The sequence below is a fragment of the Bacillus sp. LJBS06 genome (genome assembly GCF_016924995.1).
In the GTDB taxonomy this organism is placed as follows: Bacteria; Bacillota; Bacilli; order Bacillales; family Bacillaceae; genus Bacillus; species Bacillus stercoris.
This window is the reverse complement of sequence record NZ_CP070483.1, coordinates 1,491,091-1,513,423: the sequence shown is the minus strand read 5'-3', so window position 1 is coordinate 1,513,423 and position 22,333 is coordinate 1,491,091. Positions and strand designations below refer to the sequence as shown.

The following is a 22,333-nucleotide window of genomic DNA, read 5'->3' as shown; positions in this document are numbered from 1 at the left end:
TTTACATGACATGAAAGGTGTTGTATATCTTGAGCAAGAAAATTAGGACTTCAAGCCTTACGGATGAAACATATTATAGGATGAGTCAGCGTGCTTATAACTATGATTATCTCAAAAAGAAATTAAAGAACAACGATTATATACGTATTAATTCTTCCATTTCAAATCCTACTTATTGGTACGTCGACAAAATAAAATCAGACGATGACACAGGGCTTGACGCGGTTGTATTAGTGCAAGCGGAACAGAAAAACGGCAAATGGGTGAAATCCAAAAATCCAGAAAATGTTGTTGTATCATTTGCAGGAACTGATCTCGGAAAAGACCCGATCAATGATGGCGCAAAAGCTGACGGCGGCAACATTGTTTTTGGAAGCGACCCCAAAAAAGAAGCTCATTATATCGTTGAAAAGGATGCGAAGGATACGTCTAAAACACTCGGAAAATATAACGGCACACCTTCCCAAGACGCGATGCTTACAACCGGAAACTATAAACTCATTACGAAAACAACGCAAATCGACCAAGCAGACCAACTCGTTAAAGAAGTTAAAAGAAAGTATAACGGAACATCGACGATTGTTTCAACAACAGGTCATTCACTCGGAGGCGCAGAGGCTGAATACAGTGCGGTAAACAATGATATTTATGGGGTCGCGTTTAACAGCCCTTCTGTCGTCAAACTACATACTGATAATAAGCAAGAAGAAATAAACGATGGCTTGTACGACCCTTACGTGAGGTCTATTATCAACCCGGATGATATGGTCGGAGCTGGTTATTGGAACGAATATGACCGCCACAACGGGACCACAATTTACACAAAAAACCCTGTACTTTCACAGATCAATCGCAAACAAAGACTGAGCGGAAGATGGGGTGACCAAATCGAAAAGAACCTCGTCTACTTTATAGATACTGTTATTCTTCGTAATCCTGATACACACGGTCTAAATGAAGCCAACTTTACATTTGATGAAAACGGAAATATCACGAACGTAAACGGCGATGAGCTTGTGTACGATAAAAACTTAAACGCAATGCTACCGGCTGGCGCGATCGGTGGCGGGGATGCCATTAAAGTAACACCAAAAAGTGCAAAAAAACTTGCCGAAAAAGTTGACGCGATGGTCGAGGATCTCAGAACGATGAAAAAAGAAGCGCAGAATGCCTATCAAGAGCACGACGAAAAAGTTGCTGAACTAAAAACGGAATTTTACGGTCAAGTTGGGCATGGCTTTTATGATCAGCTTAATTCGCAGGATGTAACCAATACGTTAGAAGATTTAGCCCAGTCTTACGATAAAGGACCGATATTTTACGACACACAAGCTGAACAATCATTCATAGATTCACTACAAGCAGCGATTACAGACCTTGAAGAAATAGGCGGCTTCTTGAATAAAATCGCCGACGATTTTGAAGAAAAAGATCAGATGCTTGCCAATTGGCTGAGATTATAGGAGTGACAAAGCAATGCCAACGTTAGATAACCTTTTAGAACATAAAGATGATCCAATGCGAAAACAGCTGCAGCGTCAAATGTTAAAAGCAGGTATGACGCAAGTGGCAAATACTAAGCTAGAGACGATTCGAAAAAATCTTAAACCTAAGTTCGAAATGAATTCGCTACAGGAAGAATTAAACGACGTTTATTCAGCCCTTTTATACAGCTTCAATGGAAAAGCGCAAAAAGCACTTGCTCAACGTATCAGTGAAAGTGCCCAGCTAATAGTTAATGCGGAGAACGACGGAGAAACTTTCGTTAATAGCTTTAAAACGAGATAAAAAGCCATTTTAATTATCAATGATAACCAGCAGTTGACTATAGACAGTTCGTCGCAGAGGTGATCGAAATGAAATTAAAAGCTACGCCACGACTACATGCCGTTATGAAGGCAAAGGGATGGACGCAAGTGAGGCTCGCTGAAGCATCGGGTGTCCCGCAAGGGTCGATATCGCGATTCGATAAGAAAACACTCGCCACGAAGATTAGCACGTTTTTTCAATTGCGAAGGCGCTCGAAGTAGAGGTCGAGGAATTATTCGAGATTGAAGATGCTACGGAAGAGGACGCTGAATAAATCGGCGTCTTTTTTCATAAGTCAAAGTGAATTTTTGAAATGCGCGTTTAAAATGTGTCTAGCGCCTGGGCTTTTCGTTTTTTCATACGGCTATATTTTATACCGATTTAGCTCCTCTAACTACTTAGCTCATACGTATATCGCTGTAATGTAAAGCCAAGTATATCGCGCATTAACACACGAAGACGCTACCGAGGCGTTAACGAATCAAATCGCTGAGCAAATATCGTACAATAACTAAGCATCACTTCATATAATCATGTTGAAAACTAATCGAACCAAAAAATCCCTGTCTAAAAGACAGGGATCGTGGTCACACATTTATATATTTTCGGTCACGGTGTGGTCACAAGAGGGCCGCCAAATTGTGACCGGGTCACATTTTCGCTTAAAACTGACGCTTAATGTTCGGATTTTACCGTGACTCCACTTCGTCTCACACTCCGTTTCACACAACGGAATAATTAACGATTATCAATCGTCTCCGGATACAAATCATGGTTCATCATACGGTATTCGGCCATTTTTTCATACTTCGTGCCAGGTTTTCCGTAGTTTGTGTATGGATCAATGGAAATTCCGCCTCTTGGCGTGAATTTGCCCCATACTTCGATGTAGCGCGGGTCCATTAATTCAATCAAGTCATTCATGATGATATTCATGCAGTCTTCGTGGAAGTCACCATGATTTCTGAAACTGAACAAGTACAGCTTTAATGATTTGCTTTCAACCATTTTTTCATCAGGAATGTAGCTGATGTAGATTGTTGCAAAGTCAGGCTGTCCTGTTTTTGGACATAAAGATGTGAATTCAGGACAATTAAATTTTACAAAGTAATCACGGTTTACGTGTTTATTCGGGAAGGATTCCAGCACGTCCGGCGCATATTCGAACAAATAATTTGTGCCTTGGTTGCCTAGCAGTGTTACACCTTCTAATTCTGATTCTTTTCTTGTCGTCATGTTCATCTTCCTTTCTACTATACTCCGCGTTTGTTGCCCCATAACAGGGTGTGCAGCTGCGGGAGCACTCTGACGAGATTCAGCTCCGCATCGACAGCTACCTTATCAACAAGCGCTTCATATTTTCCAAGTAAATGTGCAATCAGTGACTGGTCATCTGTCGTATGCACGTCATCATTGCCGACTTGTAAATAAAACGGAATCCCGGGGTACCGCTTGTGCACCGTTTTGGCAAATTCCAAATCTTCATCATTAAAGATGACAACCTTCAAGCTGACAGCATGCTGTCTATCATTCTCTTGAAGTGAAGTTAAAATGTGGTCAAGCTTTTGAAAGTTCGTCACCATTTTTGAGCTTGGCGGTTTTGGAGAGATTGTCAAATCATCAATCAGCGTAAACCAATCCTGATAAACGGTCCCTTGAGTTTCAAGCGCTGCACGGATGTTATTTTCCTTCAGCAGTTCAATAAAAGCATCCAGCTGTTTTAACAGGGCCGGGTTGCCTCCTGAGATCGTCACGTGGGAAAACGCGTCTCCCCCAATGTCCTTAAGCTCTGCAAAAATCTCCCCTGCCGTCATCCAGCGAATATCTTTTTTAGCAGATCCGTCCCAAGTGAAGGCGGAGTCACACCAGCTGCAGGAATAATCACAGCCGGCTGTTCGGACGAACATCGTTTTCTGTCCGATCACCATGCCTTCTCCTTGAATCGTCGGTCCGAAAATTTCTAATACAGGAATTCCTTTAGCCATTCAAACCACCCTTTTTCGGACGGTAGACACAGTAGCTTGTCGGTGTTTCACGGACAAACACCTGTACACAGGCCGGCTTATTCTCCAAAGTGTCTAAATAAGCCTGTACGTTGTCATAAATTGTTTTCGCCACGACTTCAGTTGTCGGCAGCGAATACCGGTCGTCCTGAGAAAAGTCTTCATGATCATTTAATAGCGTATGATCATAGTTTCCATGCACCAGTTTTTTGAGCACGCTGAAATTGACAAGGAAGCCGGAGTCGTCAAGTTCGTCGCCGGCAACGGTTATATTTACGGTATACGTATGCCCGTGAATCCTGCTGCACGCTCCCGCACTTTCCCGAGGGATAAAATGAGCGGCTGAGATGTGCATGTCCTTATTCAGTTCAAATGAATAAGGATGCTGGGCCTGCGGATAAATTTGAGATAACAATTTATGCACGCTCTCCTTTCATCACCATATATTCTTCATAACCTTTTGAACGAAGATGGCATGCCGGACATTCGCCGCAGCCGTCTGCGATGATGCCGTTATAGCACGTCAGCGTGTTGTTTTTCACAAAATCCAGCGCGCCAAGCTCATCTGCAAGCTTCCATGTTTCCGCCTTATTGAGCCACATGAGAGGCGTGTGGATCACAAACGGCTTCTCCATCGCCAGATTTACCGTTACATTGCAAGATTTCACGAATTCGTCACGACAGTCAGGATAACCGCTGAAGTCTGTCTCGCAAACTCCTGTAATAATGTGGCGCGCGCCAATTTGGTATGCCAGGATAGACGCAAAGGATAAGAATACCAAATTGCGGCCTGGAACGAATGTGGATGGCAGTTCGCCATCTTTTGCTTCTATCTCAATATCATTTCTAGTCAGGGCATTCGGCGCAAGCTGATTTAAAAGTGACATATCAAGCAAATGATTTTTCACACCAAGCTTTTCCGCAATGGATTTTGCCACTTCAATTTCCTGAGAATGCCGCTGATTATAATGAAAAGTCACCGTTTCGACTTCTTCGAATTCTTTTAAAGCCCACAGTAAGCATGTGGTGCTGTCTTGACCGCCGCTGAATACGACAATTGCTTTTTCTTTTTTCATGATTCCTCTCCTTCTCCGCAATAAACACATCGGCGAGAGACATCGCTACAGCTGATTCACGCAAAAAAACACCTTTTCGGAAGGTGCTCTAGAAAAACATAAAAAAGGCCGTATCCAAGGATACAGCTCGTCCTTAGTTTTTTATAGAGGGTGTAGCTAGAACCTCTCCCGCATACCGCACGGATTTTCTTCAATTTTTTCACTTCTGCTATCTTACCATAATGTTGTTTTTCTTGACAATAAAAAAGTCAGTCCCCGCTTCAAGATCTATTGTGACGGTTCGCTTCTTTATATATAGTTATAAACTGCGCCGCCGAGGAGCCTTTTTACAAATCAAGGCGCCTATGAAGGCCAGACTCACATAGCCAAACATGGGATAAATCGTTGAAATGAGCTTGCCGTACCCTATTTGGCTCGTGATATAAGCCGTGATCATAATGGCTGCAAAGATATATTTGCTTTTTATTGGAAGAAAACTCTGGACTTGTTTTTCTAATCCATATAAATTACCGATAACTGATGTGAACACTTCTCCGAAAATAATGAGTAAATAAATCAAATGGACAGATCTTGCAAAAAGATAAACCACTTGCGCCATCGGTATATCATACAAAAATACATCTGGAAGAGTCGACAAAGACAGAAAACTCGCGGACAGCACAATCGTCAGCATCGTGCCTCCGATTAAAGCGCCTTTTTTGATCACTTTCTCCGAGGACATTTCATTCGCCAGCGGAACCAAAACCGCTTGGGCCAGCGATAAATTCAAAGCCCCGTAAGAAAAGGCTGATAACAGCCAATCCCAGCGATGCGGCCAGACCCACTGAGCTGCGTTTCGTGATTCGCTGAATATAAAAGAGTCGGCCACCACAATCATTGAAAAGATGATTAAAAGGGGAACAACAAACACATTGACACCGAAAATGCCTTTTACTCCTCTGGTCATCACAATTAAGCTCAGACCGATTGTAATAAGCATCCCAATCTGAGCGGACATCCCCAATTGTTCCTCAAAAAGCGCCCCTGCTCCTGAGAGCATAACAGATGTAACTCCGAGGAGAACAAACAGCATAAATACATTGATAATCTGCCCAGCCGTCGTCCCGAACAAAAAGATGTTCATTTCTTGATATGACTTGGCATTGATTCGCTTTGAAATGATCATCAGCTTGGCGCCCAGTAACGTAAACATTCCGCCGCTGACGAGAATGCCGAATAAACCGAACCAGCCGAACTTCAGAAAAAACTCAACAATTTCTCTGCCAGTCGCAAATCCAGCTCCGACTACTGTGCCGACATACACAAAAGCAAGCTGACCTGCAGACCCTTTTGATTGTTCCATTTCTCCCCTCCGAACGAACCGCAGTTTTGTCCATAGATGCCTTTTTATAACCTATGAGACAAGTTCCTTGAAAAGACGAAGAAAACATGTTTTACTTTGTAACAAATTAAAAAATATTGTGCAAAAGACTTGAAAGTCAAAGATGGTCAGAGTATACTATTAATCAAAGTTGGTCAAACAAACTGGCCTTTTTAAAAAAACATTTGGTCAAAGATAGTCAAAAAGCAAAGTTGCTTTGAGCATATTGTTTTGAATGCCGTTACGTTTGCCATATACTAATAGTCAAAGAAGGTCAAATTCAATAGACCTTTTTATTCACTTTCATTGGTCAAAGAAGATCAAATTATTAAGGAGGTTTTGGCAAATGCGTTGTCAACATTGTCATCAAAACGAGGCGACGATTCGCCTTAACATGCAAATAAATTCCGTTCATAAACAGATGGTTCTATGTGAAACTTGTTATAACGAACTGACCCGTAAACCTTCAATGAGTATGGGTCCTCAACCTTTCGGATTTCCTTTTGAACAGGCATTCCAGCCGAAAGAACAGAGCACAGCAAAACAAAGCGGAAAAAAAGGGCTGCTTGATGAGCTGGCTCAAAATATTACAAACGGTGCTAAAGCCGGTCTCATCGATCCCGTCATCGGCCGTGATGATGAAGTGGCACGAGTGATCGAAATTCTAAACCGCCGCAACAAAAACAATCCGGTTCTTATTGGGGAGCCGGGTGTAGGGAAAACTGCCATCGCTGAAGGACTCGCTTTAAAAATTGCTGAAGGCGATGTTCCAAACAAACTGAAAAACAAAGAGCTATACTTGCTTGATGTTGCATCCCTTGTTGCAAATACAGGGATCAGAGGCCAATTTGAGGAGAGAATGAAACAGCTGATCACTGAGCTGAAGGAACGAAAAAATGTCATTCTCTTCATTGATGAAATTCATCTTCTCGTCGGCGCAGGCTCTGCAGAAGGATCAATGGACGCCGGCAATATTCTCAAACCGGCCCTAGCCAGAGGCGAACTGCAAGTCATTGGGGCGACAACACTGAAAGAATACCGTCAAATCGAAAAAGATGCTGCGCTGGAAAGACGTTTTCAGCCTGTCATGGTGCAGGAGCCTTCAATTGAACAAGCTATCCTCATTCTGCAAGGGATTAAAGACAAATACGAGGCGTACCATGGCGTGACATTCAGTGATGAAGCAATCAAAGCATGTGTCACGTTATCATCCCGCTACATTCAGGACAGACACCTGCCGGATAAAGCAATTGATTTATTAGATGAAGCAGGTTCAAAAGCCAACCTGTTAATCGATGAACTGAATGATGAGGATGCGGCTGAACGCTTAACTGCAATTGAAGCCGAAAAAACCAAAGCCCTTGAAGAAGAAAATTACGAACTGGCGGCAAAACTCCGTGATGAAGAAATCGCATTGGAGAAAAAACTGAACAGCTCCTCCGCTCAAACCGCTGTCACTGTGGAAGCTGAGCACATTCAGGAAATTGTTGAACAAAAAACAGGCATTCCTGTCGGCAAACTGCAGGCAGACGAACAAACGAAAATGAAAGAGCTTGAAGCAAAACTTCATGAACGCGTGATCGGACAAGAAGCCGCTGTTCAAAAAGTGGCAAAAGCGGTAAGACGAAGCCGCGCCGGATTAAAATCCAAAAACAGACCAGTCGGCTCCTTCCTCTTTGTCGGTCCTACCGGCGTAGGGAAAACAGAGCTCTCTAAAACATTGGCAGATGAATTGTTCGGCACAAAAGACGCTATTATCCGTCTCGATATGAGCGAATACATGGAAAAACACGCCGTATCTAAGATTATTGGTTCACCTCCTGGATATGTCGGCCATGAGGAAGCTGGACAATTAACTGAAAAAGTGCGCCGCAATCCTTACAGCATTGTGTTGCTGGATGAGATTGAAAAAGCACACCCAGACGTTCAGCATATGTTCCTGCAAATTATGGAAGATGGCCGTCTGACAGACAGCCAAGGCAGAACCGTAAGCTTTAAAGACACTGTGATCATTATGACAAGCAATGCGGGTGCTGGCGAAAAACAAACGAAAGTCGGTTTCCAATCAGATGACAGTGTCATCGAAGAACAGACATTGATTGATTCACTGAGCATGTTCTTTAAACCTGAGTTCCTCAACCGTTTTGACAGCATTATTGAGTTCCGCTCATTGGAAAAAGAACATCTGGTCAAAATCGTCAGCCTTCTTCTTGGAGAACTTGAAGATACATTGGCTGAACGGGGCATCAGCTTGCATGTGACAGCTGAAGCGAAAGAAAAAATCGCTGAGCTTGGCTACCACCCTTCATTCGGTGCACGTCCGCTTAGAAGAACCATCCAAGAATGGGTTGAGGATGAAATGACTGATCTGCTGCTTGATAACAGCGAGATCACAAGTTTTCACGTCATTTTAGAAGATGATAAAATCAAAGTGCAAGCGAATTAACAATTAGCGGTTTCCTTTTAGGAAGCCGCTTTTTTATGCATTCATACTCTTGACTGAGAAAATACCGTCCCTTCCCCTGAAGCGCTGATTCCTTTCATCCTTTACACTTTTTTTAAGGAGGGATGGAACATGTTTATATATAGTGAATATGTATTTCTACTATTATATGAATACAGTCTGAAGGACAGCTTGCAAACAAACTGCCAATTTCATTAAACCCCCGGGCTTTTCAATTTTGAAAAGTCCGTTTTTGTTTATTTCTCCCTTCTATGCCTCTTCCTTGAATATTTCATGAACAAATTCACAATGTCCCTAAAGTTCCGGGCACCAAAACCGATATTAACCATAGACAAGCTAGTAAAAAAGGATTTGGTGAAAACTATGGATAAAACTTCGTTAATCGGTATTATTCTTGCTTTTGTGGCATTGAGTGTGGGAATGGTTCTGAAAGGCGTCAGCTTCAACGCGCTTGCAAACCCCGCCGCCATTTTAATTATTATCGCCGGGACAATCTCAGCAGTCGTTATTGCGTTCCCAACAAAAGAAATTAAAAAAGTGCCTGCGCTGTTCCGAGTGCTATTTAAGGAAAATAAACAGCTGACAATAGAGGAACTCATTCCTATGTTCTCTGAATGGGCCCAGCTTGCACGCCGTGAAGGTCTGCTTGCTTTAGAAGCAAGCATTGAGGATGTAGATGATGCTTTCTTGAAAAACGGGCTCAGCATGGCTGTTGACGGGCAAAGCGCGGAATTTATCAGAGATATCATGACAGAGGAAGTCGAAGCAATGGAGGACAGGCACCAAGCCGGAGCCGCTATCTTTACACAAGCGGGAACGTACGCGCCAACACTTGGAGTACTCGGCGCTGTAATCGGGCTAATTGCCGCCCTCTCTCATATGGATAACACAGATGAGCTTGGGCACGCCATCAGTGCTGCCTTTGTTGCCACACTTCTCGGTATCTTCACAGGGTATGTGTTATGGCATCCCTTCGCAAATAAATTAAAGCGAAAATCAAAACAAGAAGTAAAACTGCGTGAAGTCATGATTGAGGGTGTGTTATCCGTTTTAGAAGGACAGGCACCGAAAGTCATCGAACAAAAGCTTTTAATGTATCTTCCTGCGAAGGACCGCTTGAAATTTGCAGAACAAGGAGAGGCGCAAAATGGCGAGAAAAAAGAAGAAGAAGCATGAGGACGAGCACGTTGATGAATCATGGCTCGTGCCTTACGCCGACATCCTTACTCTTCTCCTGGCATTGTTTATTGTGCTGTACGCGAGCAGTTCAATTGACGCAGCTAAGTTTCAAATGCTTTCAAAATCATTTAATGAAGTCTTTACAGGCGGCACCGGCGTACTGGACTACTCCAGTGTCACTCCTCCTGAAAACGAGTCAGACGGCATCGATGAAGTGAAAAAGGAAAAAGAAGAGAAAGAGAAAAACAAGAAAGAAAAAGAAAAAGCAGCTGATCAAGAAGAACTTAAAAATGTGAAGAGCCAGGTGGAAAAATTCATCAAAGATAAAAAGCTGGAACATCAGCTTGAGACGAAGATGACTAGTGAAGGCCTCCTGATTACGATTAAAGACAGCATTTTCTTTGACTCTGGAAAAGCGACCATTCGTAAGGAAGACGTACCGCTTGCAAAAGAGATTTCAAATCTTCTTGTGATTAACCCGCCAAGAAATATCATTATCAGCGGACATACTGATAATATGCCAATTAAAAATTCTGAATTCCAATCAAACTGGCATTTAAGCGTCATGAGAGCGGTAAACTTTATGGGGCTTTTGATTGAAAACCCCAAGCTCGATGCTAAAGTGTTCAGTGCCAAGGGTTATGGCGAGTACAAACCGGTGGCTTCCAACAAAACTGCGGAAGGCCGAAGCAAAAACCGGCGGGTTGAAGTTCTTATCCTGCCAAGAGGCGCAGCGGAAACAAATGAAAAATAGAAAAAAAGGAAGCCCTGTGACATATCAGGCTTCCTTTTTTTACTTATTGTGAAACTGTTTTGCGTTTAACCCTACTCTTTTTAACATTTCAGTGCACATCTCTACCTCTTCTTCGCTTAATACGCTGATCATTTCATCAATTTCAGCAGCGTGATCAGGGAAAATATCGTTCAAAAGACCGATGCCTTTTTCAGTAATTTGTGCAAATGTCACCCGTCTGTCTGTAGGAGAAGCTTTCCGAATGAGAAGTTCTTTTTGCTCCAGCTTATCTACAACGTATGTGATGCTCCCGCTAGCCAATAGAATTTTATCCCCTATCTGCTGCAGCGGCTGATCGCCTTTATGATATAAAAGCTCTAGTACAGCAAATTCAGTCGGATTCAGCCCGTGCTTATGAATATGCTTATTCATATGATCATTAATAGACCGATACGCGCGCGACAGCACGATAAATAACTTCAGTGATTTTTCTGTCATGTCTCAATCATCCTTTTAGAAACCGTTACAGAGAAACATTAATAAACAAAGACCAAAATGTCAATAAAAATCTTTCCAATATTTCTCTTCTTTTTTAAAATGTTAGCTGCTCAACATCTTTTTCTAATTTTTTTGGTTATTTTTTCTTATTAAAGAAGAAGAAACAATGATATAATACCTCTAATCAGGTGTATGTTGGAGCGATGCAAATTGAAAATACTAAAAGGCGCCTGCGGGAGAGTCAAACTTTATATCATACTGGTCGTGATTCCGGCAATCGTCATCAGCTTTTTCGTATATGAAAAAGAAAAAGATACAATAGCTGCAGAACATAAGCAAGAAGCAAGTGTCCTGCTAAACCTTCACCGCAATAAAATCAATTATTTAATCGGAGAAACGATGGCACGAATGACCTCTTTGTCCATCGCCATTGACAGACCGGTTGATATAAAGAAAATGCAGTCGATTTTGGAAAAGACCTTTGATTCAGAGCCGAGATTTTCCGGCCTCTATTTTCTAAATGCCAAAGGAGACGTCACCGCAAGCACAACCGAATTAAAAACGAAAGTAAACCTGGCCGACAGATCTTTTTTTACAAAAGCAAAGGAAACAAAAAAGACAGTCATTTCAGATAGTTATTCGAGCAGAATTACAGGCCAGCCCATTTTTACAATTTGTGTCCCTGTTTTGGACTCAAAACAAAATGTGACAGATTATCTTGTCGCAGCTATTCAAATTGATTATTTGAAAAATCTCATTAACTTGCTGAGCCCTGATGTTTATATTGAAGTCGTGAACCAAGACGGGAAAATGATTTTTGCGAGCGGACAGGCCTCCCGTGTAAAAGATCAGAAACCTGTCAGCGGATATCTGGATGATATCAGCTGGAATATGAAAGTATATCCGAACCCTGTCACCATAGAAGAATTGACAAAAAGCCTTGTGCTTCCGCTTTCATGCAGTATTGTGCTGCTGAATATCCTTTTTATTCTCGTGCTGTATTATTTGCTGAAGCGCCAGACCCAGCTGGAGCGCTCAGAAAATGAGGCGCAAAAATTAGAGCTGATCGGGACGCTTGCGGCCAGCACAGCCCATGAAATCCGTAACCCTCTCACAGGGATAAGCGGCTTTATTCAGCTGTTGCAAAAGAAATATAAAGGTGAGGAAGATCAGCTTTACTTCTCCATTATCGAACAGGAGATCAAGCGAATCAATCAAATTGTCAGTGAGTTTCTCGTTCTCGGCAAGCCGACAGCTGAAAAATGGGAACTGAACTCGCTTCAGGACATTATCGGAGAAATTATGCCGATCATCTATTCTGAGGGGAACCTATACAATGTTGAAGTCGAATTACAGTATTTAACCGAACAGCCCTTACTCGTAAAATGTACAAAAGATCATATTAAACAAGTGATTTTAAATGTGGCAAAAAATGGACTCGAGTCAATGCCTGAAGGAGGCAAACTGACGATCTCCCTGGGAGCTTTAGATAAAAAAGCCATAATCAAAGTTGTGGATAACGGTGAAGGGATTTCTCAGGAAATGCTGGATCACATCTTCCTTCCCTTTGTTACTTCGAAAGAAAAAGGAACCGGTCTCGGCCTTGTCGTTTGTAAACGGATCGTGCTGATGTACGGAGGCTCTATTCATATTGAAAGTGAAGTGCGAAGAGGCACAGAGGTGACAATTACCCTCCCCGTGTCCGCTTCATAACCCCCTGACCTTGTCAGGAGGGTTTTTTTATCTTCGTGACCGGGCATTTCCATTCGACTTGCCTGCTGGACTGCCGGAAAAAAGGATTTTGATGAAACGCAGCAGCATTTTCAGAAGCCAAAAAACCATAAAAAATACTAAAAAACCCTTTATGCCTTCTGTGGCATCTAAAAACTCCATATTCCCTCTCCCCGTCACTTTTTGCTGAATCTCAATCGCAAATACGATCACAATGATAACTGTAACAGTATAGATAAAGGACAAGGCTGTTATACTCCATTTAGAAAGCCAAGTAAACACAACATGAGTGAAACCGAAAAAAAGAATGCCAAAAATGCCGATCACCCAAAAATGCATTTCTTTGTCAGTTAAGTGAATGCCGAATAATCCGCATATAGAAATAAAAGCATCATGAAATTCATTGACCATTTCAGTAATAAGAATCGCCAGTTCTTTCATTAGTTCCCTCTTTCATATGAAATTTTCCAGAAAAAAAGAGCGCTTCTGAAAAGCTCTCTCTCTTTATATATGCATCTGATAGGCCGCTATTTATTTGCATCATATGCTGGCATAACATCTCTGCGGGGCCACAAGCCTAATTTCTTTACAAGACCTTGAATCCCTTGGGAATGTTCGTTTTCTTGCATAAGCTGGTGATATTCATTTATTAAACAATCCAGCTCCTGACTGTGCCTGATCGTGTCATGCCCTGTAAATCCCTGCTTTCTAGCGGCATCTATCATTAACTTTCTTTTTTCATCAATAGACACCAACAATCTTTCTTGTTCAGAAGAACCGCCCATTCACTTCACCCCTCGCCGCTAAGAAATAGGAAACAAGTTTGATTGGGTTATTGTGCATTATTACAGATTATACTTTATTTGTAAACATATTTTCATTAAATAAGTTAATTTTTCAGGTATAATAGATATATTGATAGGATTAGAAGAACAATACCCAGGTGAAGAATATCTTAAACACGCCGCCACGCAGGAGGTATGCCCAATGAAGAAAAAGAAAGCAATAATGCTCGGAGCCGCAGGCGGAAAAGCGATTTTAAAGAGGAAAAACCGAAAAAAATGTATCCAGCACATCACTACTTTTTTTCAGATGCTTCGCGATTGGCGAAATGGCAATTACCCTCGTTCACAGGTTAAAACACTTTTGCTGCTAACTGCTGCCATCTTGTATATCGTCATGCCGCTCGATATCATTCCAGACGTTATACTAGGTCTTGGGTTTATTGACGATGCAGCTGTCTTAGGTTTCATTTGGATGCTAATTAAAAAAGAACTGTCACAGTATGAAAAGTGGCGTTTGCAATAAATATAAAAAGCCCCGTTCGGTGAACGGGGCTTTCTCATGCTTATTGACTCACGCTGTTTTTTTCATAAATCGGAACCCAGCCTTCAGTTGTGACAAAAATTCTCACCGCGACAACTTTGCGGTCCTCCTGAAGCGTGAAGTAATGGCGGATATTCTCAGGCACGGAGATTAAATCTCCAGGGTTTAAACGGACATCAAAAAACGTGCCGTCCTTGCCTTGAATGACAAAAATACCGTGTCCGCTTACGATAAAACGAACCTCATCGTCTGTATGGTGATGCTCTCTTTTAAAATTTTCAAGCAGTTCATCAAGTTTCGGGTTGCTGTCTGACAATGAAATAACATCCTGTGCTTTGTAGCCCCGGCGGGTTGAGATGTCTTTAATTTCAGTTTCAAAGGTATCAAGAATTTGCTGTTTTTCTTCTTCTGTCAAATCATATTTCTCTGAGAGATGATCCGGAAGCTTCGCGATATCCCATTGCTCATAAATAACCTCTTGACTGTCCAGAAAGCTTGCTACTTCCTCTTGATGTTCAATCGTTGTATTTGCCTCATCATGAATTCGAATTGTAGCCATTTCAATTCCTCCTTTTATTTAACCAGCTGATGCTGAAGGGTTTTCAATTTTAAATGGTAGCTGAACAAAAATTCAAACGCTTCAAGCACTCTTTTTGCTTCAAATGCTGTTCTCCCCCATGCGGTAATACCGTGATTGCGGATCAGAACAGCTCCTGAATCTCCTGAAACTGCTTTCTCAAACAGTGCCGCGAGCGTCGGAATATGAGCCGGATTTTCAATGATCGGAATGGTCACTTCTGCATTCTCTTCCCATAAGCCGAGTGCTTTTATAATTTCCTGGCCTCTGAATGTGATTTTCTTTTGGTCTCCGTATATCTCTGAAATCACATTATTGTTTACCGTATGGACATGCAGGCAGCATCCGGCATTGGTTTTATTGTACAAATGTGTATGAAGCAGTGTTTCCGCTGACGGTTTCAGAGAATGCCCGCTTTCAGCGGGCTCTCCGTTTTGGTCGACCAAAAGAAAATCCTCATCCGTCTCTTTGCGTTTATCTTTTCCGCTTGCAGTGACGAGAAATGTTAAAGGCTCATCAGTAACCTTAATGGACAGATTGCCGCTAGTCGCCGGAAACCAATCTCTCTCTGCCAATTCCCGTTTTACTTCAGCGAGCTCTCGCCATCGTTCTTGTTTTGCAGCCATTCCTGTACCTCCGTTACATTCTCAATTTCTTTTCTTATCTCATAAAAATCTTGATACGGGAGATGATTGAGGTTTTGCTCCTGGCATTCGTTTAATAAATAATCTCTTGCAAAGCATAAGTCAGACAGCTTTGCTGCCTCCACATCTGTAACCGAATCACCGATCATGATGATATATTGGTTTGGTTCAGAAAGTTCATGGATGACCGACGGCTTACAGCACCCGCATTGATTGCTGCATGTTCCCTTGCAAGAATGAGGCCAATCAATATGAATATAATCATTGTCAAATGACGCATGATTGCAATAAACGCGGTCTTTCTCCACAATGCCTTCAAGCAAAGGATATACAAAAAAGTCCATCCCTCCGCTTATGACATAAAACGGAATCTCATTCTCATTGATAAACGCTACAAATTCCCGAAAGCCTTCCCTGATTTTTGCATCTTCCAATACAAAACTTGTAATCTCTTCTTTTAAACGGCTGGGCAGCAGGCTGAACATCCGCCCGACACCTTCCTTGATCGACAGCTTTTTGGAAAGTACGCCGTCTTTTAATGCCACCCACTCCGGCGGAGCGAATGTTTTCATGATATTTATAATGTTGTCGTTCATCGTGATGGTTCCGTCAAAATCACATATAATCAAAGGTTTTCGAGTCGTCATACGGCTTCAGCCTTTCCCCATTTGTCTAGCGCAAGCTTAAGATCCTTGCATTGTTCGGCTTTTTCATCAATCGGCTGGGCTTCTAAGACCGCATCAATAATGGCTCTGAACGCACGCCCCCCGCCTTGGGCACCGTTTGGATGTCCATGTACGCCTCCTCCGGCGTTAATGATATGATCTATGCCGAAATCACGCATTAATAGCGGAACCATGCCGGGGTGAATGCCTGCTGACGGAACGGCAAATGTTTGGTTAAAAGCATCCTCTCTCACACATTCTTCATGAATGGCCAGCGCATCAGCTCTTGGCAGCGCAACCGAACCATATGGAGACGGAAAGAGGCTGAAGTCAGCACCGCAATATCGGTTTAATTTCCCGAGTAAAAGTGCATGAGAAAATCCGTAAAACGGAGAAGATGTAAAGGCCCCGCTGACCGCTGGATGCGCCATAATCGGAATTGCGATTTCAGGATCTTCCGCAAGGCTTTGCATAACGTCCAAGCCGTAAGCGAAGACATTAAACAAAAGCGCATCAGCCCCCAATTCGGCAGCACGTCTCGCTTTGTCTTTCAGATCAGCCGTGCGTCCAGTCAAATTCACCGCATACAGCGTTTTATGTCCGGTTTGCTCATACGTTTCTTTTAATATTTGCTTTCCTTCTGTAATTCTTGTTTCAAAAGGCGCTAGACCTGTCTCAAAGAAAATTTCATCGTCTTTAATCAAGTCAACTCCGCCAAGCGCCTGCTGTCGAAGCTGTTCTTTAATATCACTCAGGTCCCTTCCGATTACACCTTTAAATATGCTCATTAACAGCGGTCTTTCAAACTCTCCCAGCAGCTTCCGGATGCCGTATACGCCAAACTTTGGTCCCGGAAGTACACGCTTAAATGCTTCAGAGAAGTGAAGATCGATTAATTTGATTTTTCCGTCCAAGGACAGCTTGCCAAACACTGTTGTCAGCAAAGCCGGAATATCCTGAGAGAAATTGATTTCAGGATAGGCAATTGTGATGACGGCTTGTTTTTCTGATACAGAAGATCCCTCTCTCTCCTCAACATTTATCACCCGCCCCTTGTGCTTTTGCATTTGCTCCTGCTTTACAAGGGGGAGATCAGTCCAGGAACCTACTGTCAATCCTGTTGCAATTTGTTCTGCTTTCTTCTCTGTATCAGCTCCCGGTTCTGTTAAAAGATATGTTGCTAATAACTCACTCATCCCAGAGCTCCTTTCATTTTCATCCATATCAAAAAACCTCTTCAAACTGCAATCGCGTCTGAAGAGGTTTCGTTTCTCGTCCGAATCTTATCTCTCAGCCGCTAGCTGCAAGAATTAGCACCGTGCTTTATAAGTCGGTTGCCGGGCTTCATCGGGCTCGTCCCTCTGCCTGCTCTTGATAAGAAAATATAGATTTTATAAATTATTTTGAATTATCCCATCGTTATAGGGTCTTGTCAATGTTTTTTGGGTAAACAGGTTTAGTTTGCCAATTCGATAAGCGGCTTCCTTGAGCCTTTCTTCACTTGTTAAAAGTCCGACTCTGACGTAGCCCTCTCCGTATTCACCGAAGCCGTTTCCAGCCGCAACCGCCACATTCGCTTTTTCCAGCAAAAGGTCTGAGAACTTCTCAGAAGTATAGCCTTCAGGTACAGGCAGCCATGCAAAAAATGACCCTGCCGGAGCTGTCACATCCCAGCCAATTTCACGGCATGCAGCAATCCAAGCGTTTCGCCTGCTCTCATATCGGGCATTTTGCTCTGCCACACACCTCTGATCAGCTAACAGTGCCTCTGCTGCAGCCTTCTGAGTCGCTCTGAAAAGACTGACAAACATATGGTCTTGATAAAGATTGATTGCTTCAATGACCGAAGCGTTTCCGACGGCAAAGCCAACCCGCCATCCTGCCATGTTATACGTTTTTGACAGCGTGTAAATTTCAATTCCAATATCCTTTGCACCTTCAGTCTGCAAAAAGCTTAAAGGCTTACAGCCGTCAAACCCAACAGCGCCGTAAGCAAAATCATGAACGACGCAGATCCCGTTTTCTTTTGCAAAGCTCACGGTTTCTTCAAAAAATTCAGAAGTAGCAACAGCTCCAGTCGGATTATTCGGATAATTTAAATACATCAATTTCGCCTGTTCTCTCACCTCAGCAGGGATGCTGCTGTAATCGGGAAGAAACGCCCTGTCCTTTACGAGCGGCATCATTTCCATCTTCGCTTTCGCGAGTGTGACACCAGACCAGTAATCAGGGTAGCCCGGATCGGGAACTAAAATCGTATCACCGGGATTCAACAAGCATTGCGGGAGCTCGACAAGGCCGGCTTTTCCGCCAAATAATACAGCGACTTCGGTTTCCGGATCCAGATCAATGCCGTACTCTCTTTTGTAAAATGCAGCAGCCGCTGACTTTAGGCTGTATGAGCCGCGAAAAGACGAATATTTATGATTCTCAGGATCAGCAACAGCTCGTTTCATTTCCTCGACGATATGTTCCGGTGTCGGCTGATCTGGATTTCCCTGTCCTAGATTGATAACGTCGTGTCCCTCTGCGAGCTTTCGGTTCACTTTCTGCACCAGGGAAGCGAAGAATTGTTTAGGCAATTCCTTTAATACATGAGACTGTTCAAATTTCATCTATTCTCACCTTCTAAAAAAATCTTGAAATGATAGTCCATCATCATATATGGTTAAATGAAAAAAGTAAAGAAAAATTTGGGGTGTTAAAAAGATGAAATGGACGATATCTTGTCTTCAATTTGATATTTCATATGGTAAACCTTCGGAAAATATAAAAAAGGCTGAATTTTTGATCGAAAAAGAAAGCAAACATGCTGATGTTCTTGTTCTGCCTGAATTATGGACGACCGGATATGATCTGGCCAATCTTGATGAACTCGCTGATGAAGACGGCCATTTTGTTCAGAGCTGGCTGAAGAAAACGGCAAAAAAACATGGAGTTCATCTAGTCGCCGGATCGGTCGCTGTCAGAAAGGATTCTGATGTTTATAATACAATGTACATCGCGGATAAGGAAGGGCAAATCATTAAAGAGTACAGAAAAGCCCATCTTTTTCAGCTGATGGATGAGCATTTGTATTTATCAGCCGGTTCCGAAGATGGATGCTTTGAGCTTGACGGCGTCAAAAGCGCAGGATTGATCTGCTATGATATCCGTTTTCCGGAGTGGATTAGAAAACATACGACAAAAGGTGCCAACGTGCTGTTTATTTCCGCGGAATGGCCTCTCCCCCGACTCGATCATTGGAAAAGCCTGCTTATTGCCCGTGCCATTGAAAATCAATGCTTTGTCGCAGCCTGCAATTGCACTGGTTCAAATCCGGATAATGAATTTGCAGGCCATAGCCTGATTATTGATCCATGGGGGCGTGTACTTGCTGAAGGCGGTCGTAAGGAAGGCATAGTCCGTGCGGAAATCGACCTTCATAAAAGCGTCGAGGTGCGTGAGAGCATCCCTGTTTTCGATGATATCAGAAAAGATTTATATTAAAAAATATATTGACAACTTATTAAAACACCTGTTAGTATGTTCATCAACTGATAAATTTGAATTGTTTAACAAATGAATATATTCTCTTATCGAGAGTTGGGCGAGGGATTTGGCCTTTTGACCCCAACAGCAACCGACCGTAATTCCATTGTGAAATGGGGCGCATCTTTTTCGCGCCGAGACGCTTGTCTCTTAAGGCACGGTGCTAATTCCATTCAGATCTGATCTGAGAGATAAGAGAGGCGGACATAGATGTTAAGCCTCCTTCTCTCTGAGAAGGAGGCTTTTTTACGGCCACATATTAAGTGATTACATAATTGGAGGTTATGATGATGGCAGTCACAAAAACACCTTTATACGAAACGTTAAATGAAAGTTCCGCTGTGGCGTTGGCTGTGAAGCTCGGCTTATTTCCAAGCAAAAGCACCCTGACATGTCAGGAGATCGGCGATGGCAACTTAAATTACGTTTTTCATATTTATGATCAAGAACATGACAAAGCATTGATCATTAAACAGGCGGTTCCTTATGCAAAAGTGGTGGGAGAAAGCTGGCCGCTCACAATCGATCGTGCAAGAATCGAAAGCAGCGCTCTCATCCGTCAGGGCGAGCATGTGCCTCACTTGGTTCCAAGAGTGTTTTACTCTGATACGGAAATGGCGGTTACCGTCATGGAGGATCTCTCTCACCTGAAAATCGCAAGAAAAGGACTCATTGAGGGTGAAAATTATCCGCACCTGTCACGGCACATCGGTGAATTTTTAGGAAAAACACTTTTCTACTCATCAGATTACGCGCTTGAACCTAAGGTGAAAAAACAGCTTGTTAAACAGTTTACAAACCCTGAGCTATGCGACATTACGGAAAGACTTGTTTTTACAGATCCTTTCTTCGACCATGACACAAATGATTTTGAAGAAGAGCTTCGTCCTTTTGTCGAGAAGCTTTGGAATAATGACAACGTTAAAATCGAAGCCGCTAAGCTGAAAAAGTCATTTTTAACGTCTGCGGAAACGTTGATTCATGGTGATTTGCATACAGGAAGCATTTTCGCAAGTGAGCACGAAACAAAGGTGATTGATCCTGAGTTTGCTTTTTACGGACCGATCGGCTTTGATGTAGGGCAATTTATCGCCAACTTATTTTTGAACGCACTCAGCCGTGACGGGGCTGACAGAGAGCCGTTATATGAACATGTCAACCAGCTCTGGGAAACGTTTGAAGAGACGTTTAGTGAAGCCTGGCAGAAGGACAGTCTGGATGTTTACGCCAACATCGACGGTTACCTCACTGATACGCTCAGCCATATTTTTGAAGAAGCAATCGGATTTGCGGGCTGTGAGCTGATACGACGCACGATCGGCCTTGCCCATGTAGCTGACCTGGATACGATCGTGCCGTTTGATAAACGAATCGGCAGAAAACGCTTGGCGCTCGAAACCGGCACAGCCTTTATCGAAAAACGTTCGGAATTCAAAACGATAACAGATGTGATTGAATTATTTAAGTTACTTGTAAAGGAATGATCCATTCATGACCCATTCATTTGCTGTTCCACGTTCTGTTGAATGGAAAGAAACAGCTATTACCATTTTAAATCAGCAAAAGCTTCCTGATGAGACGGAATATTTGGAGCTGACGACGAAAGAGGATGTATTTGATGCGATTGTCACGCTCAAGGTAAGGGGTGCTCCGGCGATCGGCATTACGGCTGCCTTCGGACTAGCGCTTGCTGCCAAAGACATTGAAACAGAGAATGTCACAGAATTCCGGCGCAGACTGGAAGACATCAAACAATATTTAAACAGCTCACGGCCTACAGCCATTAATTTGTCATGGGCGCTTGAGAGACTGAGTCATTCGGTCGAAAACGCGATTTCCGTAAATGAAGCAAAAACAAACCTTGTCCATGAAGCAATTCAGATTCAGGTCGAGGATGAGGAAACGTGCCGGTTGATCGGCCAAAACGCCCTGCAGCTTTTCAAAAAAGGCGACAGGATCATGACGATCTGCAATGCCGGCTCAATCGCGACAAGCCGCTATGGAACGGCGCTAGCTCCGTTTTACTTGGCCAAACAAAAAGATTTGGGATTGCACATTTATGCCTGCGAAACAAGGCCTGTCCTGCAAGGATCACGCCTTACTGCTTGGGAGCTGATGCAGGGAGGCATTGATGTCACGCTAATTACAGACAGCATGGCCGCCCATACGATGAAGGAAAAACAAATTTCCGCTGTTATCGTCGGAGCTGACCGAATTGCAAAGAACGGTGATACAGCAAATAAAATCGGCACATACGGCCTTGCTATTTTAGCAAACGCCTTTGATATTCCGTTTTTTGTCGCCGCACCTTTATCTACATTTGATACGAAGGTCAAATGCGGCGCTGATATCCCGATAGAGGAGCGGGATCCCGACGAAGTCAGGCAGATTTCCGGAGTACGGACCGCTCCATCAGATGTGCCTGTCTTTAATCCCGCTTTTGACATTACACCTCATGATCTCATTTCAGGAATCATCACAGAAAAAGGGATTATGACCGGTAACTATGAAGAAGAGATTGAACAGTTGTTTAAAGGTGAAAAGGTGCATTAAAAAACCGCTGGACTTTGCTCATTTGGAGCTGAGTCAGCGGTTTTTTTGTTTCTTTTTGTTAACATTGATGATTTCATCTTTTTGAGCGCTTGATATGATATGCAGTTTTACAAACAGTTTGGCAAAAACGGCAATTTTCTCAGAGCGGCTCGGCTTCAATTGCTTTGTCCTCCTTTTTCATCAG

At 42.9% G+C, this 22,333-nt stretch carries 24 protein-coding genes, 1 pseudogene and 3 riboswitches; of the genes and pseudogenes, 11 read left to right on the top strand and 14 right to left on the bottom strand.

Features of this window, described 5'->3' with window-relative positions; all coding sequences use genetic code 11:
• Positions 1-29: 29 nt before the first annotated feature.
• The 3 genes and pseudogenes from JQX68_RS07840 to JQX68_RS21710 all read left to right on the top strand — a co-directional run bounded on the left by JQX68_RS07840 (position 30) and on the right by JQX68_RS21710 (position 2,083).
• Positions 30-1,463 (top strand): lipase, encoded by a 1,434-nt coding sequence (locus tag JQX68_RS07840; protein ID WP_425604096.1) that lies wholly within the window; start codon positions 30-32, stop codon positions 1,461-1,463.
• 13 nt (positions 1,464-1,476) lie between these two features.
• Complete coding sequence (locus JQX68_RS07835) at positions 1,477-1,788, top strand: hypothetical protein (RefSeq protein ID WP_205440616.1); 312 nt, start codon at positions 1,477-1,479, stop codon at positions 1,786-1,788.
• A gap of 68 nt (positions 1,789-1,856) precedes the next feature.
• Positions 1,857-2,083, top strand: a pseudogene (locus JQX68_RS21710) (helix-turn-helix domain-containing protein).
• 464 nt (positions 2,084-2,547) lie between these two features.
• Here JQX68_RS21710 and queF read toward each other — a convergent pair.
• The 5 genes from queF to JQX68_RS07810 all read right to left on the bottom strand — a co-directional run bounded on the left by queF (position 2,548) and on the right by JQX68_RS07810 (position 6,230).
• A complete protein-coding gene (gene queF, locus JQX68_RS07830) occupies positions 2,548-3,045 on the bottom strand; it encodes a preQ(1) synthase (RefSeq protein WP_003218613.1) in 498 nt (165 codons plus the stop codon).
• 17 nt (positions 3,046-3,062) lie between these two features.
• On the bottom strand, positions 3,063-3,794 hold the full coding sequence (queE, locus tag JQX68_RS07825; RefSeq protein WP_040083300.1) for a 7-carboxy-7-deazaguanine synthase QueE: 732 nt from the start codon (positions 3,792-3,794) through the stop codon (positions 3,063-3,065).
• A complete protein-coding gene (gene queD / locus JQX68_RS07820) occupies positions 3,787-4,236 on the bottom strand; it encodes a 6-carboxytetrahydropterin synthase QueD (protein WP_080478214.1) in 450 nt (149 codons plus the stop codon). The genes queE and queD overlap by 8 nt, the downstream gene beginning before the upstream one ends.
• Positions 4,229-4,888, bottom strand: coding sequence for a 7-cyano-7-deazaguanine synthase QueC (gene queC, locus JQX68_RS07815; RefSeq protein ID WP_071576690.1), 660 nt, complete (start codon positions 4,886-4,888; stop codon positions 4,229-4,231). The genes queD and queC overlap by 8 nt, the downstream gene beginning before the upstream one ends.
• A gap of 127 nt (positions 4,889-5,015) precedes the next feature.
• A riboswitch (PreQ1 riboswitch) is annotated at positions 5,016-5,060 on the bottom strand.
• A 126-nt stretch (positions 5,061-5,186) separates the two neighbouring features.
• Positions 5,187-6,230: a YkvI family membrane protein gene (locus JQX68_RS07810; protein ID WP_147771829.1), complete on the bottom strand. Its 1,044-nt coding sequence runs from the start codon at positions 6,228-6,230 to the stop codon at positions 5,187-5,189.
• A 364-nt stretch (positions 6,231-6,594) separates the two neighbouring features.
• On the opposite strand from JQX68_RS07810, the gene clpE reads away from it, so the two are divergent.
• From clpE to motB, 3 genes are all read left to right on the top strand, one after another.
• A complete protein-coding gene (gene clpE / locus JQX68_RS07805; RefSeq protein ID WP_147771828.1) occupies positions 6,595-8,694 on the top strand; it encodes an ATP-dependent protease ATP-binding subunit ClpE in 2,100 nt (699 codons plus the stop codon).
• 381 nt (positions 8,695-9,075) lie between these two features.
• Positions 9,076-9,888 (top strand): flagellar motor stator protein MotA, encoded by an 813-nt coding sequence (motA, locus tag JQX68_RS07800; RefSeq protein ID WP_014663751.1) that lies wholly within the window; start codon positions 9,076-9,078, stop codon positions 9,886-9,888.
• Positions 9,860-10,645, top strand: coding sequence for a flagellar motor protein MotB (gene motB / locus JQX68_RS07795; RefSeq protein ID WP_014663750.1), 786 nt, complete (start codon positions 9,860-9,862; stop codon positions 10,643-10,645). The genes motA and motB overlap by 29 nt, the downstream gene beginning before the upstream one ends.
• A gap of 39 nt (positions 10,646-10,684) precedes the next feature.
• Here motB and mhqR read toward each other — a convergent pair whose 3' ends face one another.
• Complete coding sequence (mhqR, locus tag JQX68_RS07790; RefSeq protein ID WP_003232475.1) at positions 10,685-11,122, bottom strand: MarR family transcriptional regulator MhqR; 438 nt, start codon at positions 11,120-11,122, stop codon at positions 10,685-10,687.
• A gap of 192 nt (positions 11,123-11,314) precedes the next feature.
• Here mhqR and kinD point away from each other — a divergent pair, with 192 nt between their 5' ends.
• Positions 11,315-12,835: a sporulation kinase KinD gene (kinD, locus tag JQX68_RS07785; RefSeq protein ID WP_080478213.1), complete on the top strand. Its 1,521-nt coding sequence runs from the start codon at positions 11,315-11,317 to the stop codon at positions 12,833-12,835.
• Positions 12,836-12,862: 27 nt separating this feature from the next.
• On the opposite strand, the gene JQX68_RS07780 is transcribed toward kinD, so the two are convergent.
• Positions 12,863-13,294 carry a hypothetical protein gene (locus JQX68_RS07780; RefSeq protein WP_014663748.1) on the bottom strand — a complete coding sequence of 144 codons (432 nt, stop codon included), beginning with the start codon at positions 13,292-13,294 and terminating at the stop codon, positions 12,863-12,865.
• A gap of 86 nt (positions 13,295-13,380) precedes the next feature.
• Positions 13,381-13,638 (bottom strand): aspartyl-phosphate phosphatase Spo0E, encoded by a 258-nt coding sequence (spo0E, locus tag JQX68_RS07775; protein WP_003218598.1) that lies wholly within the window; start codon positions 13,636-13,638, stop codon positions 13,381-13,383.
• Positions 13,639-13,840: 202 nt separating this feature from the next.
• Between spo0E and JQX68_RS07770 the strand changes: the two genes are divergently transcribed.
• Positions 13,841-14,161, top strand: a complete 321-nt coding sequence (locus JQX68_RS07770) for a YkvA family protein (protein ID WP_014663747.1) — start codon at positions 13,841-13,843, stop codon at positions 14,159-14,161.
• 40 nt (positions 14,162-14,201) lie between these two features.
• Here the strand turns inward: JQX68_RS07770 and mtnD are convergent, their stop codons facing one another.
• The 5 genes from mtnD to mtnE all read right to left on the bottom strand — a co-directional run bounded on the left by mtnD (position 14,202) and on the right by mtnE (position 18,680).
• On the bottom strand, positions 14,202-14,738 hold the full coding sequence (gene mtnD / locus JQX68_RS07765; RefSeq protein WP_040083307.1) for an acireductone dioxygenase: 537 nt from the start codon (positions 14,736-14,738) through the stop codon (positions 14,202-14,204).
• Between the two features lie 14 nt (positions 14,739-14,752).
• The gene (locus tag JQX68_RS07760; protein ID WP_147771827.1) at positions 14,753-15,382 is read right to left on the bottom strand and encodes a methylthioribulose 1-phosphate dehydratase; all 630 of its coding nucleotides are present in this window, start codon (positions 15,380-15,382) and stop codon (positions 14,753-14,755) included.
• Positions 15,340-16,047: a 2-hydroxy-3-keto-5-methylthiopentenyl-1-phosphate phosphatase gene (gene mtnX / locus JQX68_RS07755; protein ID WP_014663744.1), complete on the bottom strand. Its 708-nt coding sequence runs from the start codon at positions 16,045-16,047 to the stop codon at positions 15,340-15,342. Before mtnX ends, JQX68_RS07760 begins: the two co-directional genes overlap by 43 nt.
• Positions 16,044-17,261, bottom strand: coding sequence for a 2,3-diketo-5-methylthiopentyl-1-phosphate enolase (gene mtnW, locus JQX68_RS07750; RefSeq protein ID WP_041521503.1), 1,218 nt, complete (start codon positions 17,259-17,261; stop codon positions 16,044-16,046). Before mtnW ends, mtnX begins: the two co-directional genes overlap by 4 nt.
• Positions 17,262-17,345: 84 nt before the next feature.
• Positions 17,346-17,446: riboswitch (SAM riboswitch) on the bottom strand.
• A 10-nt stretch (positions 17,447-17,456) separates the two neighbouring features.
• Complete coding sequence (gene mtnE / locus JQX68_RS07745; protein ID WP_147771826.1) at positions 17,457-18,680, bottom strand: methionine-glutamine aminotransferase; 1,224 nt, start codon at positions 18,678-18,680, stop codon at positions 17,457-17,459.
• Positions 18,681-18,774: 94 nt separating this feature from the next.
• Between mtnE and JQX68_RS07740 the strand changes: the two genes are divergently transcribed.
• The 3 genes from JQX68_RS07740 to mtnA all read left to right on the top strand — a co-directional run bounded on the left by JQX68_RS07740 (position 18,775) and on the right by mtnA (position 22,149).
• Positions 18,775-19,554, top strand: a complete 780-nt coding sequence (locus JQX68_RS07740) for a carbon-nitrogen family hydrolase (protein ID WP_040083310.1) — start codon at positions 18,775-18,777, stop codon at positions 19,552-19,554.
• 83 nt (positions 19,555-19,637) lie between these two features.
• Positions 19,638-19,794, top strand: a riboswitch (SAM riboswitch).
• A 92-nt stretch (positions 19,795-19,886) separates the two neighbouring features.
• Positions 19,887-21,080, top strand: a complete 1,194-nt coding sequence (gene mtnK / locus JQX68_RS07735) for an S-methyl-5-thioribose kinase (RefSeq protein ID WP_040083311.1) — start codon at positions 19,887-19,889, stop codon at positions 21,078-21,080.
• A gap of 7 nt (positions 21,081-21,087) precedes the next feature.
• Entirely contained in the window at positions 21,088-22,149 is a 1,062-nt protein-coding gene (gene mtnA, locus JQX68_RS07730) for an S-methyl-5-thioribose-1-phosphate isomerase (protein ID WP_147771825.1), read from the top strand.
• Between the two features lie 33 nt (positions 22,150-22,182).
• On the opposite strand, the gene JQX68_RS07725 is transcribed toward mtnA, so the two are convergent.
• The gene (locus tag JQX68_RS07725) at positions 22,183-22,308 is read right to left on the bottom strand and encodes a hypothetical protein (protein WP_014663738.1); all 126 of its coding nucleotides are present in this window, start codon (positions 22,306-22,308) and stop codon (positions 22,183-22,185) included.
• Between the last annotated feature and the right edge of the window lie 25 nt (positions 22,309-22,333).

Excerpts from the sequence above, each read along its gene's own strand:
- JQX68_RS07835 (WP_205440616.1), top strand. The coding sequence starts at position 1,477 with ATGCCAACGTTAGATAACCTTTTAGAACATAAAGATGATCCAATGCGA.
- queF (WP_003218613.1), bottom strand. The coding sequence starts at position 3,045 with ATGACGACAAGAAAAGAATCAGAATTAGAAGGTGTAACACTGCTAGGC.
- queE (WP_040083300.1), bottom strand. The coding sequence starts at position 3,794 with ATGGCTAAAGGAATTCCTGTATTAGAAATTTTCGGACCGACGATTCAA.
- queC (WP_071576690.1), bottom strand. The coding sequence starts at position 4,888 with ATGAAAAAAGAAAAAGCAATTGTCGTATTCAGCGGCGGTCAAGACAGC.
- JQX68_RS07810 (WP_147771829.1), bottom strand. The coding sequence starts at position 6,230 with ATGGAACAATCAAAAGGGTCTGCAGGTCAGCTTGCTTTTGTGTATGTC.
- clpE (WP_147771828.1), top strand. The coding sequence starts at position 6,595 with ATGCGTTGTCAACATTGTCATCAAAACGAGGCGACGATTCGCCTTAAC.
- motA (WP_014663751.1), top strand. The coding sequence starts at position 9,076 with ATGGATAAAACTTCGTTAATCGGTATTATTCTTGCTTTTGTGGCATTG.
- motB (WP_014663750.1), top strand. The coding sequence starts at position 9,860 with ATGGCGAGAAAAAAGAAGAAGAAGCATGAGGACGAGCACGTTGATGAA.
- mhqR (WP_003232475.1), bottom strand. The coding sequence starts at position 11,122 with ATGACAGAAAAATCACTGAAGTTATTTATCGTGCTGTCGCGCGCGTAT.
- kinD (WP_080478213.1), top strand. The coding sequence starts at position 11,315 with ATGTTGGAGCGATGCAAATTGAAAATACTAAAAGGCGCCTGCGGGAGA.
- JQX68_RS07780 (WP_014663748.1), bottom strand. The coding sequence starts at position 13,294 with ATGAAAGAACTGGCGATTCTTATTACTGAAATGGTCAATGAATTTCAT.
- spo0E (WP_003218598.1), bottom strand. The coding sequence starts at position 13,638 with ATGGGCGGTTCTTCTGAACAAGAAAGATTGTTGGTGTCTATTGATGAA.
- JQX68_RS07770 (WP_014663747.1), top strand. The coding sequence starts at position 13,841 with ATGAAGAAAAAGAAAGCAATAATGCTCGGAGCCGCAGGCGGAAAAGCG.
- mtnD (WP_040083307.1), bottom strand. The coding sequence starts at position 14,738 with ATGGCTACAATTCGAATTCATGATGAGGCAAATACAACGATTGAACAT.
- JQX68_RS07760 (WP_147771827.1), bottom strand. The coding sequence starts at position 15,382 with ATGGCTGCAAAACAAGAACGATGGCGAGAGCTCGCTGAAGTAAAACGG.
- mtnX (WP_014663744.1), bottom strand. The coding sequence starts at position 16,047 with ATGACGACTCGAAAACCTTTGATTATATGTGATTTTGACGGAACCATC.
- mtnW (WP_041521503.1), bottom strand. The coding sequence starts at position 17,261 with ATGAGTGAGTTATTAGCAACATATCTTTTAACAGAACCGGGAGCTGAT.
- mtnE (WP_147771826.1), bottom strand. The coding sequence starts at position 18,680 with ATGAAATTTGAACAGTCTCATGTATTAAAGGAATTGCCTAAACAATTC.
- JQX68_RS07740 (WP_040083310.1), top strand. The coding sequence starts at position 18,775 with ATGAAATGGACGATATCTTGTCTTCAATTTGATATTTCATATGGTAAA.
- mtnK (WP_040083311.1), top strand. The coding sequence starts at position 19,887 with ATGGCAGTCACAAAAACACCTTTATACGAAACGTTAAATGAAAGTTCC.
- mtnA (WP_147771825.1), top strand. The coding sequence starts at position 21,088 with ATGACCCATTCATTTGCTGTTCCACGTTCTGTTGAATGGAAAGAAACA.